13 protein-coding genes and 2 riboswitches are annotated in these 18,511 nt (G+C 50.2%); of the genes, 12 read left to right on the forward strand and 1 reads right to left on the reverse strand.

Annotated features, from left to right (window positions below; translation table 11 throughout):
• Positions 1-2: 2 nt before the first annotated feature.
• The 12 genes from RCO25_RS01185 to atzF all read left to right on the forward strand — a co-directional run bounded on the left by RCO25_RS01185 (position 3) and on the right by atzF (position 17,508).
• On the forward strand, positions 3-782 hold the full coding sequence (locus RCO25_RS01185; RefSeq protein ID WP_308994319.1) for a YheC/YheD family protein: 780 nt from the start codon (positions 3-5) through the stop codon (positions 780-782).
• 163 nt (positions 783-945) lie between these two features.
• Positions 946-1,902, forward strand: coding sequence for an ABC transporter permease (locus RCO25_RS01190; protein WP_308994320.1), 957 nt, complete (start codon positions 946-948; stop codon positions 1,900-1,902).
• A gap of 34 nt (positions 1,903-1,936) precedes the next feature.
• Positions 1,937-2,833 carry a carbohydrate ABC transporter permease gene (locus RCO25_RS01195; protein ID WP_308994321.1) on the forward strand — a complete coding sequence of 299 codons (897 nt, stop codon included), beginning with the start codon at positions 1,937-1,939 and terminating at the stop codon, positions 2,831-2,833.
• A 77-nt stretch (positions 2,834-2,910) separates the two neighbouring features.
• On the forward strand, positions 2,911-4,572 hold the full coding sequence (locus RCO25_RS01200; RefSeq protein ID WP_308994322.1) for an extracellular solute-binding protein: 1,662 nt from the start codon (positions 2,911-2,913) through the stop codon (positions 4,570-4,572).
• A gap of 126 nt (positions 4,573-4,698) precedes the next feature.
• A complete protein-coding gene (locus tag RCO25_RS01205; RefSeq protein WP_308994323.1) occupies positions 4,699-6,240 on the forward strand; it encodes a helix-turn-helix domain-containing protein in 1,542 nt (513 codons plus the stop codon).
• On the forward strand, positions 6,237-8,015 hold the full coding sequence (locus tag RCO25_RS01210) for a sensor histidine kinase (RefSeq protein WP_308994324.1): 1,779 nt from the start codon (positions 6,237-6,239) through the stop codon (positions 8,013-8,015). The genes RCO25_RS01205 and RCO25_RS01210 overlap by 4 nt, the downstream gene beginning before the upstream one ends.
• 135 nt (positions 8,016-8,150) lie before the next feature.
• Positions 8,151-8,305: riboswitch (guanidine-I (ykkC/yxkD leader) on the forward strand.
• Between the two features lie 119 nt (positions 8,306-8,424).
• The gene (locus RCO25_RS01215) at positions 8,425-9,438 is read left to right on the forward strand and encodes an ABC transporter substrate-binding protein (RefSeq protein WP_308994325.1); all 1,014 of its coding nucleotides are present in this window, start codon (positions 8,425-8,427) and stop codon (positions 9,436-9,438) included.
• 6 nt (positions 9,439-9,444) lie between these two features.
• Positions 9,445-10,245 (forward strand): ABC transporter permease, encoded by an 801-nt coding sequence (locus RCO25_RS01220; protein ID WP_308994326.1) that lies wholly within the window; start codon positions 9,445-9,447, stop codon positions 10,243-10,245.
• A gap of 119 nt (positions 10,246-10,364) precedes the next feature.
• A riboswitch (guanidine-I (ykkC/yxkD leader) is annotated at positions 10,365-10,527 on the forward strand.
• A 59-nt stretch (positions 10,528-10,586) separates the two neighbouring features.
• Positions 10,587-11,306, forward strand: a complete 720-nt coding sequence (locus RCO25_RS01230) for an urea amidolyase associated protein UAAP1 (protein ID WP_308994328.1) — start codon at positions 10,587-10,589, stop codon at positions 11,304-11,306.
• A 32-nt stretch (positions 11,307-11,338) separates the two neighbouring features.
• Positions 11,339-11,989: an urea amidolyase associated protein UAAP2 gene (locus RCO25_RS01235; protein ID WP_308994329.1), complete on the forward strand. Its 651-nt coding sequence runs from the start codon at positions 11,339-11,341 to the stop codon at positions 11,987-11,989.
• 54 nt (positions 11,990-12,043) lie between these two features.
• A complete protein-coding gene (gene uca, locus RCO25_RS01240; RefSeq protein ID WP_308994469.1) occupies positions 12,044-15,679 on the forward strand; it encodes an urea carboxylase in 3,636 nt (1,211 codons plus the stop codon).
• A complete protein-coding gene (atzF, locus tag RCO25_RS01245; RefSeq protein ID WP_308994330.1) occupies positions 15,676-17,508 on the forward strand; it encodes an allophanate hydrolase in 1,833 nt (610 codons plus the stop codon). Before uca ends, atzF begins: the two co-directional genes overlap by 4 nt.
• Positions 17,509-17,583: 75 nt before the next feature.
• On the opposite strand, the gene RCO25_RS01250 is transcribed toward atzF, so the two are convergent.
• Complete coding sequence (locus RCO25_RS01250) at positions 17,584-18,462, reverse strand: LysR family transcriptional regulator (RefSeq protein WP_308994331.1); 879 nt, start codon at positions 18,460-18,462, stop codon at positions 17,584-17,586.
• Positions 18,463-18,511 lie beyond the last annotated feature (49 nt).

The raw sequence follows: 18,511 nt of genomic DNA on the forward strand, positions 1-18,511 counted from the left end.
AGATGTTCAAAAAAAGATATGCCAGCCGTAACTTTAGAGGGAAGCTGCGTGTCTGCAAATACTTATCAGCAGATAAAAAAATGAAAAGCCATATCCCGAAAACGGTCTCGTTCAGCCGGGAGCACTTGGAAATGATGCTTGATCGCTTCGACATGCTTTATGTAAAGCCTGATTTTGGTTTTCAAGGCAGGGGGATATTTAAGCTGAAGCGGACCCGATCCGGCTATGAATTATATGAGATCGTCGGAAAGAAGCAAATCCGCAAAACATTTGCCTCCATATCTAAAGTCTATCATCGTCTAAAGAAGAAAAGTGCGAGTAAGCTCATTATTCAAAAAGGGATAACCTTAGATCGGGTGAAGGATCGTCCCTATGACATCCGGGCGATGGTTCAGCGCAAACCCAGAGGCTCTTGGGTTTGCACGGGCTTTATGGTAAAGGTAGGCGGACGTAACAAAATCGTAACGAATTATTACCAGGGCGGGGCTATTTATACGATGAAAAGACTTGGAGCAGAGCAGGGTATCCCATCCAAGGAAACGACTGGACGCGTACGGAAACTTACAGATATCGCTTTACGCATATCGCGGATCTTAAGCAAGCACCGCTCGGGGATGCATGAGCTTGGCATCGACTTTGCTTATGATAAGAAGGGGCATCTCTGGGTGCTGGAGGTGAATTCTAGTCATCCGCAATTTCATCCGCTGAAACGGCTCGATCCCCCGGCCTATAAAAAAATGAAGCGCTTTGCGGCCAGCTACGGCAGGCGTGAAGCCACATAAAAACAGGCCGGCAAATCGCCGTGCTTGTTTTTTTATGAGCATTAATGATTGCGCTTACCTCGATGATTGAAAAGTATCATTTTTAGTTGTTCAGATAGCTATTAGTCGTTTTGGTATCAAGCTAGAATACAAGTAGAACAACAAGAGCAAGGGGGATTGAGTAGTGGCGCAGCTTTCCGTTAATGAAGAGCTAATAACTAAACCAAAAACTAAAAATGCATTTCTGAGATTTTTAAAGCAAATGGACATCCAATTGATGGTGCTGCCGGCATTATTTCTTATTATCGTGTTCAGCTACATTCCGATGTACGGCGTATTAATGGCTTTTCAAGACTACAGCATTTTCAAAGGCTTTATGGCAAGCGAATGGGTTGGCTTGAAGCATTTTGACATGTTTTTCAGCTCACCGGAGTTTTTTGAGGTTATGCGAAATACGATAGTCATCAGCTTATTGAAATTTTGCATCGGATTCCCTGCACCGATTGTGCTCGCCTTAATGTTAAATGAAGTGAAAAACATGATGTTTAAGCGTCTTGTTCAGACAGTAAGCTACCTTCCGCACTTTATGTCTTGGGTCATCGTCGCGGGACTCATCATGTCGATGCTTTCAACCGACAACGGCAGCGTTAACATTTTACTTGAGAAAATGAATTTCATAGAGGAGCCGATCAACTTCCTGTCGCTTCCGGAATTGTTCTGGACCATCCTTGTCTCGACTGGCGTATGGAAAGAAATCGGCTTCGGCTCCATCGTATATCTCGCGGCAATCGCCAGTATTGATCCAAGCATGTACGAAGCGGCATCTATGGACGGCGCGAGCAAGTTTAAACAAATTTTCCTGATAACTTTGCCTTCGATCATGCCGGTTGTCTTGATCTTCATGATTCTTGCTATCGGTAATTTGCTCAACGCAGGCTTCGAGGACATTCTCTTGCTTGCCGTCAACCCGGTGCTTCGGGATGTGTCGGACGTCATCGATACGTATGTCTACCGAGTGGGTATACAGAGCTCAAGGTACTCATACGCCACTGCAGTCGGCTTGTTCAAAGCAGTAATCAGCGTCGGACTTCTGACGATGGCGAACTACCTGGCACGCAGAGCCGGCAGCAGCTTGTGGTAAACTATACAATTAGCCCGGAAAGGCGGAGGATGCAGTGATCAGGCTCAGCTTCGGAGACCGCGTCATGACGGTAACCATCTACATCATACTTACGTTTTTAGCTTTTCTGACCTTTTATCCCTTTTGGAATGCGCTCGTCATTTCATTTAATGCCGGCATAGACACGGCTAAGGGCGGCGTAACCTTTTGGCCGCGCACCTGGACGCTGGAGAACTACGGCATCGTCTTCAAGGACGAGCGTCTGGTCGGCGCGTTTCTAGTATCGATTGCCAGAACGGTTGTCGGTACGGCGGCATCCATTCTTGTAACAGCCATATTCGCATACGGCATTTCGAAGAAAGAGCTGATGGGCCGCAAGTTTTATATGATTTTATGTATCATCACGATGTATTTCAGCGGCGGACTTATTCCATCCTTTCTCCTGATTCGCGAGCTTCACCTGATGAATACGTTTTGGGTATTCATTATTCCTTCGCTGGTCAGCGTGTGGAACATGATTATTTTCCGAACCTTCTTCCAAGGCTTGCCCGCAGGTCTCGAGGAATCGGCAAAAATAGACGGAAGCGGCAACTGGGGCATTTTCTTCCGGATCGTCGTCCCGCTCTCCGGACCCGTGATTGCGACACTATCGCTGTTTACCGCTGTTTTTCATTGGAATGACTGGTTTGGTCCAAGCATTTACATCACCAATGAGAAGCTGCTTCCTATACAAACCATGCTAAAGCAAATTTTGAATTCGAACATTGTTTCGGACCAAATGTCTCAGCTTGATTCCGCGGCACAAGGCCAATTAGCCAAAATGAGAACGGTAACGAGCAAATCGTTGTCCATGGCGACCATGATGGTAGCCACGATTCCCATTATTATGATTTATCCTTTTGTGCAAAAGTATTTCGTAAAGGGTGTGCTGGTCGGCTCCTTGAAGGAGTAGCAGACCACGTATGAAAAGTGGTTTAAAGTGAAAGCTTTGAACATATAAAAAAGAGTTTGAAAGGGGATTTTATACAGATGAAAGCGAAAAGTAAACTGCTCGTCCCTATCGTCTCCGCTTTTATGGCCGTTTCTTTATTGGCTGGATGCAGCGGCAATGGCGGAAATTCCGGCAACGGAGAAACAGCAAACAACACGGCGGATGCGAATAACGGCAACAAACCGGCATCGGTTTATGAGCTAGGCAAGGAGCAGCTTGATTTTACGCTTTACGGTCATTATGATTGGTACACTATGCCGGCTTGGGGCGGGGATATTACAAGCACATGGATTAGAGATACGAAGAAAGTAAATGTAAAACCGATCCATTCCGGCGGTGCGGCTCCTCAGAAGCTGAACACGATGATCGCAACCGGCGACCTGCCTGACGCGATCTGGCTGGAGCGTGTCGATGTGGAAAAACTGCGCAGCGCAGATCTCCTCGTACCTTTCGACGACTACTTGGACAAATATCCTAACCTGAAAAAATGGCTCGGTGATGAAGGCATCAACATGCTTCGTTCCGAGGACGGCAAGCTCTATCAGTTCCCTAACTGGTACACGAAGCAGCCGAACGGCAACGCCGGCTATGTCGTTAACAAAAAGATTTACACGGAGCTTGGCTCGCCTAAGCTTGAAACAACCGATGATCTATACAACTACTTGAAGCTCGTGAAAGAAAAGTATCCGAATGTTGTTCCTTATGAGCCGCATTTGGCAAAAGACGGACAAGGCCTTGATGTATTGTACTCTGCGTTCAAAGAAAATGATCAGAAGTTTCCTGGCATGCGCGCTGTCCCTAACGGCGATAAGCTGACTTCGATCTTCCTTGATCCGCAGTACCGCGAAATGATGCAGTACACGTCGAAGCTGTTCCGCGAGAAATTGATCACGCAGGATGCCATGACGCAAACGATCGATCAAATTACGGAAAAAGTAATGACCGGCCGCGTTGCGGTATTCGCAGCGGCAAGCCCGACGGAAATCGCGATGCAAGCACATGCAGAGCTCGTGAAAAACGATCCGGAAGCTGGATATTTCATGATTTGGCCGATTCACAAAGAAGGTTTGGACAAGGATAAAATTTTCCCTGGCACTTATGGTATGCTTGGTTGGAACGTAACAGTTATTACGAAAAAAGCTAAAAACCCAGAAGCGATCTTCGCTTTCTATGACTGGCTGACAGGCCCTGAAGGACAAAGCGCCTTGATGTGGGGACCTCCAGGCATCTACTGGGATGGCGTAGAAGCGGACGGCGAAACACCGATTTTCACGGACAAATATACATCCGAAGCAGGAGAGATGGCAAAGCTTCAAGGCATTACAACTAACCTGAACTGGGTTGGTAACACCGTATTTATCGACTCAACGAAAGCGAAGTTCGAAGCTACTTTGCCGGTAGAGCAGCAGAACTGGTCGACTCGCTACCAACGTGAAATCACTTGGAAAACGCAATCTAACGCTACGGAGTTCATCAACATTGATCCGCAGCCGGAAACAGAAGAAGGCATTATTCGTCAACGTATCGAGGATCTCTATCTTGAGGTGAGAGCAAAAGCGTTGTTTGCAAAGGATGACGCGGAAGTGCTGGCTATTCTTGATCAAGCGGAGAAGGATGCGCAATCGGCGGGTTACGATAAGCTGCTGGCGTTCAAAACGGAAAAATGGCAGGCGAATCTTGCAAAAATGAAAGCGGAATAATAGATAGATTTTCATAAAACGGCGGGTATACTAAGTTATTTAGTGTACCCGAGTTTTTTCGTTTCTGTAGAATCTTTTTTTTGTATTAACCCATATCGCGTTTTCCTAATTGGAGCTGATAACATCATGTATAAAGTATTGCTTGCAGACGACGAGAGGCTGGATTTGGAAGGAATGCGTACCTTTATCCCTTGGCAGGATCTTGGCATGGAGGTTGTCGCGGGGGTACTGAACGGCTTTGACGCTTGTAAAGTGCTGGACGCGGAGAAGATTGACATTATCGTTACCGACGTTCGAATGCCGAATATGACGGGGCTGGAGCTGGCAAGACGCGCGCTTGAGCAGTCCAAGGATATTAAAATTATATTCGTCAGCGGCTATCAGGATTTCAGCTATGTGAAGCAGGCGTTGTCGCTCAACGCTGTTAATTATGTGCTAAAGCCGATGGATGACCAGGAGCTGATTGATTCCTTACTCAAGGTTCGCGAGGATTTGGATCAAGAACGGCAGAGGCAGGATGCTTATTGGCAGATGGTTCCGATCGTTAAGAATGAATACCTGCTGCAGCTCTTGGAAGGGACGAGCAGTGCGCGTACGGTTGAGATCCTGAACCAGGATTATGAAATGAACCATTTCCGTTATCCGGGAATGGCTGCGGTTATCGAAATTGACGATAGGTCTTGGAAACAAAGCGAAGAGAGCGAACCTGAACGGGATGAGATGCAGCAGGTTGTTTCGATTTGTACGGAGCTTGGCGTAAGGCAAATTTGCAAAATAAGCAAGACCCGCATCGCGATCCTTATCGAGCAAGCGGATAACGGGAATTTGCCGGAGCGGATGATCGGCCATGTAAACGAGCGGCATGCTTTTTCGATTACGGCAGGAGTAGGGGAGCAATGCGGCTCAATCAGCGAGTTGTCCCATTCCTACAAGCAGGCTGTAGAAGCTTTGGATCTGAAAATGTTCTATGGCAAGGGCAGGGTCATTGGATACGGAGAGGTTAGGCCCTCGGAGAAAGAGGATGTCAAGCATCTCGACGAGAAGCTTGAAGCGTTATTTGTAGCGATGTCAGCGTACGAGCTGGTTCGTATCCATGATGAGCTTGATGATTTGTTCCAGATTGCCAAAAGCTTGAAATCAAAGTTTACGCTGCGGAATTATGCGCTCTATATCGTGATGAAGCTTGATAATTATTTGCAAAGAACGAATGAAAACGTGTTCCAGCTCCTTGGGATGGAATTGAATAATTATGATATCATTATGCAGTTCGAAACCATTAATGATATTCACATATGGCTGAGACGCAGGGTGTATGAAATTTCAGAGACGCTGCAGGCGAATAAACAGAAAAAAAATTGGAAGCTCATTAAGCAAATAATCGACTATATGAAAGAGCGCACGCAGGATAACATCACGCTGCGTGATTTGGCAGAGCAATTTTCGCTCTCGCCGAATTATCTCGGATTGATTTTCAAAGAGGAAACAGGCAAAAACTTCAGCGAATATTTCATTCAGCTGCGCATGGAGGAAGCCTGCCGGCTGCTAAAAACGACCAATATGAAAATATACGAAATCGCGGATCGCGTTGGCTATCGGCATTTGCCCTATTTTAGCAGACAATTTAAAGAAATGTACGGCATGACGCCGCTGGAGTATAGACGAACATGACCAATCAGAAGAACGAGCATCGTTATATGCCCTTCGGCATTAAGCTGATGCTTACCTACAGCTTGTTTATTATCATACCGGTATTGCTGGTCGGCTACGCGGCCAATTTAATCTTTACGAACTCGATTCAAGAGAGAACACGCGAGATTAATCACGGAACACTCGAGCAGATGAAGGATAATATTACGTACAAAATGGAGGATATGTCCCGCATCTCGGACATGCTTTATTTTGACAGCAATTTAGCTTCTTATTTAAGGCATTACGAGGAAGGCTGGGTCAGCTACGAAGCAACGACGAAGCAGCTCCTGCCCAAAATCCAGACCACGATTGAGGCTGCTAACAACAAAATGCGCCTTGCGGTTTATTTGCACAACGATACGCTGCCGGAGATTTACCACAATTATAAAAATACCGATCCGCTCAACGCAGAAGGGCCTTTATTCGATTTGTACCATATAAAGAGGATTCTGGGTAAGGACTGGTACCTGAACTATCCGAAGGAGCATTATGGGCAAACCTTGCAGTGGAAGCAGGTGGAGGGAGACAGTAAGTTCGGGCATATTTCTTTGCTTAGGCGGCTTGTTAATATGAATGATCCGATTTCCCTGGAGGAGATTGGCTTTGTAAGGATCAGCCTTAGGCTGACGGACTTGCTGGAGAGCGTCGATTCTGAAAAAATCGGCAAGGGTACGAAGATTTTTGCGATTGACGAGAATCGTAAAATCATGTTTTCCTCCGGAGATACAGACTATAGGCTTGGCGAAACCTTGAGCGAGGAGAAGATTGCGCATTACTGGGTGATTGACGAAGAAATTCCGCAGCTGAAATGGCATCTTCTTGCGCTTGTCCCGACGGACATTATGGAGAAAGCGACCAATGACGTGAGGCTTTGGACGGTGCTGATTTGTTTGGCATGTTATGTGGTGTTTTCGTTCGCGGGCTTGTTCATTTCCCGGTTTTATTCCCGCAAGGTATCCAAAATCGTACGCGTGCTGGATGCGTTCCAAGAGGGGGATTTTCAGAAGAAGATCGTGTTTAAGGGGAAGGACGAGTTTACGCGGATTTCCGTCGCACTTAATGAAATGGGACAAAACATCGATGAATTGATCCAAGAAGTATATATGACGAATATTAAGAAAAAGGAAGCGGAGCTTGAATCGCTGCAAGCGCAAATTAACCCTCATTTCTTATACAACACCTTGTCTTCGATTAGCAGGTTGGCTAAATTCGGCGAAGTGGACAAGCTGCAGCGCATGGTGCTCGATTTGGCTAAATTTTATCGCTTGTCGCTTAATGAAGGCAGAACCGTCATTCCGATTAAAAACGAGCTGGAGCAGGTTGGCGCTTATATTAATATACAGAAAACCAAATTCGGCGACGGTATGCAGGCGTTGTTTGATATTGACCCTGATATTTTGCGGTTTACAACCGTGAAGCTGATTTTGCAGCCGTTTATTGAAAATGCGTTAGAGCATGCCTGGTACGGAGATCGCATTAATATTCGCATCGTCGGAAAGCTGGAGGGCGGGCTGATCACGTTTCAAGTCATAGATGACGGCATCGGCATTCATCCCGAAATATTGCGTCAGTTGTCGGATCCGGTGGAAAGCTTGAACGTTGGGTATGGCATACGCAATGTAGACGGACGCATCCGGCTTCACTTCGGAGCAGAGTATGGCGTCAGGATCGTAAGTAAAAGGGGAATCGGAACCTCCGTTTGCATGACCATTCCCGCAAAAACAAAGGAGAACGAAACAGAGCGTCCTATTTAAAATAGGGCGTTTTTATTTACATGTAATAAAACCTAACGTATATATTGACATATCCGTACGTTCCGCTCTATAATTCGGTTAAACGTAAGGTTTCGTGACAAGTGAATACAGGTTCTCGAGCATAATCGATGAGAACGACAAGCAGTCTAGGGTTCCGTTAACGACGGCCCGGCGCGATGCAAGCAAGCGCCCCGGGAGGAGTTAAGTCTGGTCCAAGAGACGGCGTATAGATGATGCGGCCTAAACACCTGCTCAGCTATATAACACGGAAGGATAAAAGCCTGGGAGATCACTCTCCTGGGCTTTTATTTTTTTTTATAGCCTATTGCGCTATCAAAGCGTAAACGGCCGTCGCCGTCTTTGGGCAGTTTCGCGGTGAAATAAAAAAAGAAGACAGGAGTGGGGAAAAATGAAAAAAACACTTAAAGCTGCATTGGTTCTAATGCTTATCGTATCGATGACATGGCTTGCTGCATGCTCTGGAAATGCAAAGGAAACAGCGGGAGGGGCTGCAGGTGATCCCATTACCATTGCTCTTAGTCCATGGCCGGGTTGGTATATGTGGTACTTGGTTGAGGAGAAGGGGTTCTTCGAGAAGCATGGCGTGGACGTGAAGTTGGAGTTTTTCCCTGTATACAGTGATTCTCTGCAAGCGATAGCAGCCGGTAAGGTAGATGCGAACAGCCAAACGCTGAGCGATTCGCTCGCGCCGCTGTCAAAGGGCATTGGCCTCAAGGCCGTGCTCGTCAACGATAATTCCTTCGGCGGTGACGCGATCGTAAGTAAACCTGACATCCAATCGATTAAAGACTTGAAGGGGAAGACGGTAGCAACGGAGCTCGGTACTGTAGATCATTTCCTTCTGCTTACCGCCCTCGCGGAGAACGGGATGGATGAAAAGGATATTAAATATGTCAATATGACGGTAAATGACGCCGGCCCGGCCTTTATCTCGGGTAATACGGATGCATCCGTGCTCTGGGAGCCGTTCCAAACGACCGCGGTGAAGGAAGGCAAAGGAAAGGTGCTCTATTCGTCCAAGGAAACGCCTGGACTCATTCCTGATTTACTCGTTTTCCGTGATTCGTTTGTGAAGAAGCGTCCAGAGGATGTACAGAAAATCGTTGATGCTTGGTTCGATGCGCTGGCTTGGTACGAGGCGAACAAGGAGGAAGCGATAAAGCTGCTTGCCGAGAAGGCAGAGACGACGCCGGAGGATTTCCAGCTCGGTCTAGACAGCATTAAGCTATTTGGCATTGAAGATAACATCAAAGCTTTCGAGAAGAACGATGATTATACGTCGCTTAGCTATACGGGGCTTAAAACGGCCGATTTCCTTTATAAGCTCGATATGGTCGATAAGCTCGACAGCGTAGATGAGTTGTTTGACCCTCAGTTTGTAAATAAAAAAGCAGGGAAGTGATAAGCGATGGGAACGCCAATACGACGTAAACCGCATAAATTTCAGCTATTCAAAGACATCGGCCCAAAGCCGTTTGCCGTAACGGCGGGATTTTCCTTCGTTTTGCTGCTCGGAATATGGTCGCTGCTCAGCTACACGGAGACGGTCAGTCCGATCTTTCTGCCAAAGCCGCATGCGGTGCTGGTTCAGCTTATTCTTAATCTCGGCAGTCCGGAGTATTGGGGCCATATCGGAATTAGCGTATTCAGGGTGACGGCCGGCTTCCTATTAGCCTGTGTCATCGCGATTCCTATCGGGGTTTTCGCGGGGACATTCAAATACGGAGAAGCCTTTGTGGAGCCGCCGATGGAGTTTATCCGCTATATGCCGGCCGTAGCCTTTATTCCGCTCATTATGGTGTGGGCGGGGATCGGGGAATGGGCAAAGGTGCTGCTTATCTTTATCGGCTGCTTCTTCCAGCTGGTGCTCATGGTATCGGATATTACAAGGCGCGTTTCGCATGACCTGCTGCATGCTTCCTTTACACTTGGAGCTTCAAGGTGGAAGGCGATTGAAACGGTTATTATTCCAGCGATTCAGCCTCAGTTGATGAATACGCTCCGCCTCATTTTGGGATGGGCGTGGACCTATCTTGTCGTTGCAGAGCTTGTAGCGGTAAGCAGCGGACTCGGCTATCAGATTATGAAGGCGCAGCGATTCTTGAATACGGACGAAATTTTTGTCGGGATCATTGTAATCGGGCTGCTAGGCCTCATCAGCGATCGGATATTTGCTTTTCTAAACCGCCGGCTTTTCCCTTGGGCTTAACAATAGTGTAATAATACCTTACATGAATATTGACAAAAATGATTAATCGCTAGTATACTCCTAACAAACGTTAGGGAAAGTGACAACTGAATAGAGGTTCTCATGATTGCCATTGAGAACGACAAGCTGTCTAGGGTTCCGCTGAAGACGGCTGACGAGAAGAAATGGAGCAAAACCATCGTCAGCTTTAAGCAGGACTGGTCCGAGAGACGGCATATAGCAGGGCGGTTTTTCAATAAAGCAGCCCGCTATAGTACACGGAAGGATAAAAGCCTGGGAGATTACTCTCCCGGGCTTTCTTTATTTTCAAGGCCAACCAATTAATAGAGGGGGAAACAGCGATGAGCAGCATTTGGAGTACAACCATTCGTCCAGGAGGAAAGTGGTCAGGAACGATCAGCCGTGGGAGATTGCTGCGGTTTACTGCATTGGAAGCGGGGGCGAATCTATCCCTGTTACTCTATAACGCAAAGGATTTGACGGAACGCTACAATATGCCCGACACGCTAAAAGCGCAGTATACCTCACATTTAACAAAAGGGAATGTGCTGATGAGCGATAACGGACGGTCGCTGGCCAGCATTGTTGACGACCAGCTTGGCTGGCACGATACGATAAGCGGGTACACGAGCCGCAAAGTTACGGATGCGAAGTATGGAAAGACCACCTACCAGGAACTGCGAAATGAATGGCTGCACAGCGGAGAAGAAAATTTTGCAGTTGAGCTGGTGAGAAACGGTCTGGGCGTGAGGGACCTTGTTCCCGTCGTGAATTTGTTTTCCAAAGTGTTTTGCGATGAGCAGGGCAGGATGCATTTTAGCTCGGAGCATTGCAAGGCAGGTGCAGCCGTAACGCTTAGGACCGATATGGATGTGCTGCTCGTGCTGTCGAACACGCCTAATCCGCTCGATCCAAGCAGAGAGTATCCGTCCGTTCCCGTTCAAATTGAGGTTTTGGAAGCTGACCCGGCTGCGGACGATGATTATTGCTTGAACTACCGGCCGGAGAACCGGCGCGCTTATGAAAATACGCAGCAATATTACCTGCTGCAAGGCCTATAGAACTTATCAATCCATGATCAGGAGGAATGACAATGTCTGTTTTTAATCGAGTGGAAAGCACGCGCAGGGCAGAGGATGCGATATATGATGAAGTGATCGCGGCAGGTGACGGCTGGATGTATGATCTGCAGCACGGCCAAGTGCTGCGAATCGTTGATTTGGATGGCAATCAAGCGGCCGATACGTTGTTTTACGATGCGGATCATCCTGAGGACCATTATAGTGCGGTAGCGACGATTGCCGGGCAAGGAAACATCTATTTGACGACAGGAAGCGTGCTCCTCTCCGAATCCGGCAAGGAAATGCTGAGGATCGTCGCGGATACTTGCGGACGCCATGATACGGTCGGCGGCTCATGCTCCGCTCAGAGCAATACGGTGCGATACTCACATGATAAGCTTCATATGCACAATTGCCGGGATACGTTTATGCTGCAGCTGGCGAAGCGGAACGAGAATTATACGAAACGGGATTTGGCTCCGAATATTAACTTCTTCATGAATGTGCCGGTTACGGCAGACGGCGGCCTCCAGTTTGCGGATGGCGTATCCTCGCCCGGCGCCTATGTGGAGCTTCAATCGCTTTGCCGCACGACGGCGCTGCTCAGCAATTGCCCGCAGCTTAACAATCCTTGCAATGCCTATAACCCAACACCGGTTCGGGTGCTCGTCTGGAATTCATAACATTCATCTTCTTTTTTAAAATACAAGAGAGCAACTAGGCGAGGAGAGATTATGATGTTCACAAAAGTATTGATTGCAAACCGCGGCGCTATCGCCGTTCGTATAGAGCGCACATTGCGCAAGCTTGGCATTTCTTCGGTGGCTGTATATACGGGGGCCGATCAAGACAGCCTGCATGTTGATCATGCGGACGAAGCTATTCTTATCGGAGAAGGTCCAGCGAAAGAAAGCTATTTGAATACGGAGCTGATTTTGCAAACGGCGCTGGAAACAGGCGCGCAGGCGATTCATCCCGGCTATGGCTTCCTTAGTGAAAATGCGGATTTTGCCCGGGCCTGCCGTGAGCACGGCATTGTATTCATCGGTCCGACTCCGGAGCAAATGGAGATGTTTGGCCTAAAGCATTCGGCGCGGGAAATCGCTGAGCGGGCGGGCGTCCCGTTATTGCCGGGGACGGCATTGATTACGGAGCTTTCGGAAGCGCTGGAACAGGCTGCGCAGATCGGCTATCCCGTTATTTTGAAAAGCACGGCAGGCGGCGGCGGTATCGGGATGCGGGTTTGCGCGGATGAGGATGCGCTGCGCTCGGCTTATGACGGCGTAAAGCATTTGGCGGAAACCAACTTCAAAAACGGCGGTTTGTTTTTGGAGAAATATATTGCGAGAGCACGTCATGTCGAGGTGCAAATTTTCGGGAACGGCTTCGGCGAGGTCGTCACGCTGGGCGAACGCGATTGCTCCATTCAGCGACGCAATCAAAAGGTGATCGAAGAGAGTCCGGCTCCAAATCTGACAGATGAGGTTCGGAATGCAATGTTCGATGCTTCGAAGCGCCTCGCGGCCGAAGCGGGCTATCGCAGCGCGGGAACGGTAGAGTACTTGTACGATCCGGAATCCGGCGAATTTTATTTCCTTGAGGTGAATACGCGGCTGCAGGTAGAGCATGGCGTAACCGAAGAGGTGCTGGGCGTAGATCTAGTCGAATGGATGGTTCGAGAAGCGGCGAATGAGCTTACTGATTTGCAGTCGCTTGTGAAAGCGCCGGTTGGACACAGTATCCAAGCGAGAATCTACGCAGAGGATTGCTTGCAGAACTTCCGGCCAAGCGCGGGACAATTGGATCAAGCTGTATTTTCAGCTAACGCTCGCAATGAATCCTGGGTAAGAGACGGTCTTACGGTGACAACGCTCTATGATCCGATGCTGGCTAAAATCATCGTGCATGGCGCAGACCGGGAGGAGGCCATCGGGAAGCTGATTCAGGCGCTCGGCGAGACGAGGATGTACGGCATTACGACGAATTTGCAATACTTGCAGGCGCTGCTTGGGGATCAAGAGGTAGCGGACGGCAATGTCTACACGCAGCTGTTAAACTGTTTTGAGCCTGCCGAGCCTGCGCTTGAGGTGGTCGACGGCGGCGTGCAAACGACGGTACAGGATTGGCCGGGCCGGGTAGGGCACTGGGATGTCGGCGTTCCGCCGTGCGGACCGATGGACCCATATTCCTTCCGTATAGGCAATAAATTGCTCGGCAACGACAATCATGCTGCCGGCCTTGAGCTTACACTGCGCGGCGGCTCGTATAAATTCCGCAGCGGCGTATGGTTTTGCGTAACCGGCGCCGATATGCAGGCAGAGTTGGACGGCGTTAAGGTAGAGTCCTACAAGCCGACGTTTGCGGAACGCGGACAGGTGCTTAGCTTTGGGGAAGCGCAAATGGGCTTGCGTACGTATTTGCTCGTTGCCGGAGGCTTCGATATGCCGCGTATTCTCGGAAGCACTGCTACCTTCACCCTTGGAGGTTTCGGCGGTCACGGCGGCCGTGCGCTGCGCGCGGGGGATGTGCTTGGCTTAAACAAAGGCGCTGAACCGCTTGTTTTGGCGGAGCTTGCTTCCGCCGAACGGCCGCAAATGACACGGGAATGGACGATTGGCGTCATTCCCGGACCGCATTGCACGGGAGAATTCCTGAAGCCTGAATATTTAAACCAGCTTTCGGAGACGGCTTTTGAGGTTCATTTTAACAGCTCGCGCACCGGTGTTCGCTTGATCGGGCCGGCCCCGCTATGGACGCGGGAGGATGGTGGAGAAGCGGGGCTTCACCCCTCGAATATTCATGATAATGCCTATGCGATTGGCACGTTGGATTTGACGGGCGATATGCCGATCCTGCTTGGACCGGACGGACCGAGCCTCGGCGGGTTCGTGTGTCCGGTGACGACGGCATCGGCGCAGTTCTGGAAAATCGGGCAGCTTCATGCTGGCGATAAAGTGCGGTTCCAGCTGTTGACGCTTGAGGAAGCCGATGAGCTGCGGGACCTACAGGAGCGTAATTTGGAGGCGATTGGGAAATCGGCGCGCATTGGCCTGCCTAATGCAGAGATGAAGGCCGCATCTGCTGTTTTAACGCCGGATTATCCGCTTCTCGTTAATGAGGTGGAAGGCCGCAGGTTTCCAATTAAGATCCGCTGCAGCGGCGATGAGAATTTGCTCGTGGAATATGGCGATTTAGAGCTTGATCTTCTGCTGCGCTTTCAAGCGCATGCGCTTATGCAAGCCATCGAGCAATCGGGACGTATTCCGGTGCTGGATTTGACGCCGGGCATTCGCTCCTTGCAGGTGCATATTGACCGCTCCAACATTACGGTTAGCGAGGCATGCTCGATTATTTTGGAGCTGGACAGCATGCTGCCGCCGTTGGAGTCGATACAGGTGCCATCGCGTATTGTCCGCCTGCCGCTGTCCTGGGATGACCCGGCCACGCAGCTTGCGATTGAACGCTACCAGCAAACGGTTCGCCCTGACGCGCCTTGGTGCCCAAGCAATATTGAATTCATCAGGCGCATTAACGGGCTGGATAGCATAGAGGATGTGCAAAAAATCGTATACGAAGCCAACTATTTGGTGCTTGGCTTAGGCGACGTCTACTTGGGCGCTCCGGTTGCAACACCGGTCGATCCGCGTCATCGCCTCGTTACGACGAAGTACAATCCCGCGCGTACGTGGACACCGGAAAATGCGGTCGGCATCGGGGGCGCGTATATGTGTGTATACGGGATGGAGGGGCCTGGGGGCTATCAATTCGTCGGACGCACGATCCAAATGTGGAACCGCCTGCGCAGCACGGAAAGCTTTAAGCCTGGCAAACCTTGGCTGCTGCGGTTTTTTGACCAAATTCAGTTTTATCCTGTGGAGGCGGATGAGCTGCTGAAGCTGCGCGAGGATTTCCTTCGCGGCCGTTATGAAGCGGATATTACGGAAACGACGTTTGATCTTGGCGAGTACTTGAAGTTTCTAGCATCCATTGAAGAAAGCGCGGCGGCGTTTAAGGAAAAGCAGCAGGCATCATTCCAAGCGGAGCGCGAGAGCTGGAAGGAGCTGGGACTTGCCGAGTATGCAGCAGAGCATGAGCCGCCGCGGAGCGAGCAGGAGGAGGAGCTGCAGGAGGGTGCTGCCGCGATTCGCTGCACGATGCCGGGCAGTGTATGGAAGGTGCTTGTGAGTCCCGGCGAGCAGGTGAAAAAGGGCGATACGCTCATCATTGTGGAAAGCATGAAAATGGAGTTTTCACAGCAAGCCTCCTGCGACGGCGAGGTATGCTCGGTGCATGCGGAGCCGGGTGACCAAGTTCATACGGGGCAGTTAATTGTCGGTATTCTGCAGCATAAGGAAACGGAGGCGGTTGTATGACAAAGCGCGGATTTCCCCTTCATTTGACGATGGAATGGCTTCAAATCGGCTACAAGAGCGGGGCGTTGACGCCTGAGGATGTTATGCTGGAAATCATTCGGCGAGCGGAAGCGGATTCGGATATGAATGTTTGGATTACGCCTCCGTCGATGGCTGTGTTGAAGCCTTATTTGGAAAGGCTTATCGAGATGGACCCGGCGAATGCGCCGCTTTGGGGTATTCCCTTCGCCATTAAGGATAATATCGATGTAGCCGGGATTCCGACGACGGCCGGCTGCTCTGAATTTGCATATACGCCAGTGGAGCATGCAGCGGTAGTGGAACGGCTGGTAGCCGCAGGAGCAATTCCTCTAGGCAAAACCAACCTCGATCAATTCGCGACGGGACTTGTCGGTACTCGCAGTCCCTACGGCGAGGCGCATAATGCGCTTCGTCCGGAGCTGATCAGCGGCGGCTCGAGCTCCGGCTCGGCCGTTGCGGCAGCCCGCGGGCATGCGGTGTTTTCGCTTGGTACGGATACGGCTGGCTCCGGCCGCGTACCCGCAGCGCTAAATGAGCTTGTGGGCTATAAGCCGAGTCTTGGGTCGTGGCCGGTAAAGGGCGTCGTTCCGGCTTGCGCAAGTCTGGATTGCGTTACGGTATTTGCTCATAGTCTGGAGGAAGCGCTTATTGTGGACGGCATTGCTCGCGGCATACACGAGAACGATCCTTGGTCGCGTGATGTGAAGAAACAGCAGCCTAAGCTTCCGGCTAAGCTCTGTTTGCCTAAGCAGGCCGTTGCTTTCTTCGGGCCGTTCGCGGAGCAGTATGAGCGCGCTTGGCATGCGGCAATTGGTCGGTTGGAGCAATTAAACCTTCCGATCGAGTATGTGGATTATGATTTGTTTTCGGATGCGGCAGCGATTTTGTACGGCGGACCGTGGGTTGCGGAGCGCTGGGCAGACCTAAGCGGGTTCATTGATTCGAATCCAGGCGTAGCCTTCCCTGTGACAGAACGGATTTTACGGTCTGGCGCAGCAGCGGAGCATGATGCGGCATCAGTGTTTAGCGCCATGCATAAGCTGCAGGCATATAAGCTGGAAGCGAGAAAGCTGCTGCAGGATGCGGTGCTCGTCATGCCGACCTGCGGCGGAACCTGGACGCGCGAGCAGGTAAGAAAGGAACCATACAGCACGAACAGCGATATGGGGCGTTACACGAACCATTGCAACTTACTCGATTTGTGCGCGGTAGCGGTACCTTCGGACGCTGCAGAGGAGCGGCTGCCCTTCGGCATTACGCTGTTCGCGCTTGCGGAAAACGAGCATCTGATGAATGAAGCTGCGCGTTCGTTTCTAAGCGGAGGGGAGCGGGCTGCTGCGGCTGTTCCAGTGGAGTCGACACGATCAGTCTCGGCGCGGACAGGGTTCGCGGCAGAGGATATCGCCCTCGAAGCTAATACCGTGGAACCGTCGATTACCGTAGCGGTATGCGGTCTGCATATGCGCGGTTACCCGCTTGAGAAGCAAATGATCGGTTTGAATGCGCGTTTTATGCGCGAAGCCAGCTCAGCGCCCCGCTACAAACTGGTTAAGCTGCCAACGACGCCAGCGAAACCGGGTATGATCAAGCAGCTGCAAGGCGGAGCAAGCATCGAGCTGGAGCTGTGGGAAATGTCCCCGGCATCCTTCGGGATATTTACTTCCTTAATCCCGGCGCCGCTTGGCATCGGGAAAGTCGAGCTGCTGGACGGCACGGAGGTTTCCGGCTTCGTATGCGAGGCTTATGCGGCTGCAGAGGCGGAGGATATTACGGCATATGGCGGCTGGCGCCGCATTCCACAGTCATAAAGGTTTGAGGTAGGACTTCCTTTGTCTCGTTAATGAGACGAAGGAAGTCTTTTGCTTGCTGCCGTGCGGCAGAGCCTAGGGCAGCAGCTCAAGAAAGCGTTTGGCTGCCGAGGACCTCGGCACGCGGCGAAGCGTAGCGATGCCGATGCTGCGCACGGGTATGGGAGGGTGCAGCGGGATTTCGATAAGCGAGCCGGAGGCAAGTTCGTCTTTTACATATTCACGAATAAGGAAGGCTAGCCCAAACCCTCTCCGCGCGAATTGGGCAAGCAAATCGAAGCTGCCAAGCTCAAGCTCCGGATTCAGCTTCACGCCATGCGATTCGGTGTACACGTCAAGGAAACGGCGGGTGCTGGCGTCTTTTTCCAAGAGCAGCAAGGGTTGCCGAGATATATCCGCAAGATTCATTACAGAGCTGCCGAGCGATGAATAAGCATGGCCGCAGGCGAGTATATCCTGTATCGGCGTGCTTTCTCGAAAGTCGAGCTGACTGTCGGAGGCAGGCATGTGAACGATGCCGAAATCGATCTTCCCCTCTTTAAGCAGCGCTATCGTCTCAGGAGTTGTACGATTGGTCACACGGATGCGGATGCCGGGATATTCGGATCGGAACCGCTCCAAATAAGGCATTAAATAATGTTTGCATAACGTATCGCTGGCGCCAATGCTAATTTCACCGCTATGCAGATTATGCATTTCAGCAAGCATTTTCTCCCCAGATTCCATGAAGGTATAGGCTTGCTCGATGTAACGGTAAAGCATCTCGCCTTCTGTCGTAAGCTTAACTCCCTTTGCCATGCGAAAAAACAGCTGTCCGCCCAGTTTTGCCTCTAATTGCTTAATGGTATGCGTGACGGCAGGCTGCGTAATATAAAGCTGCTCGGCCGCACGTGACAGACTGCCTGTCTTGGCCGTCCAGTAAAAGACGCGGTACCACTCCATATTAACGATCATATCCATTACCTCACCTAATACATGATATTAGTTATATCAATTATTTTAA

Source organism: Paenibacillus sp. LHD-38 (assembly GCF_031157315.1).
In the GTDB taxonomy this organism is placed as follows: domain Bacteria; phylum Bacillota; class Bacilli; order Paenibacillales; family Paenibacillaceae; genus Pristimantibacillus.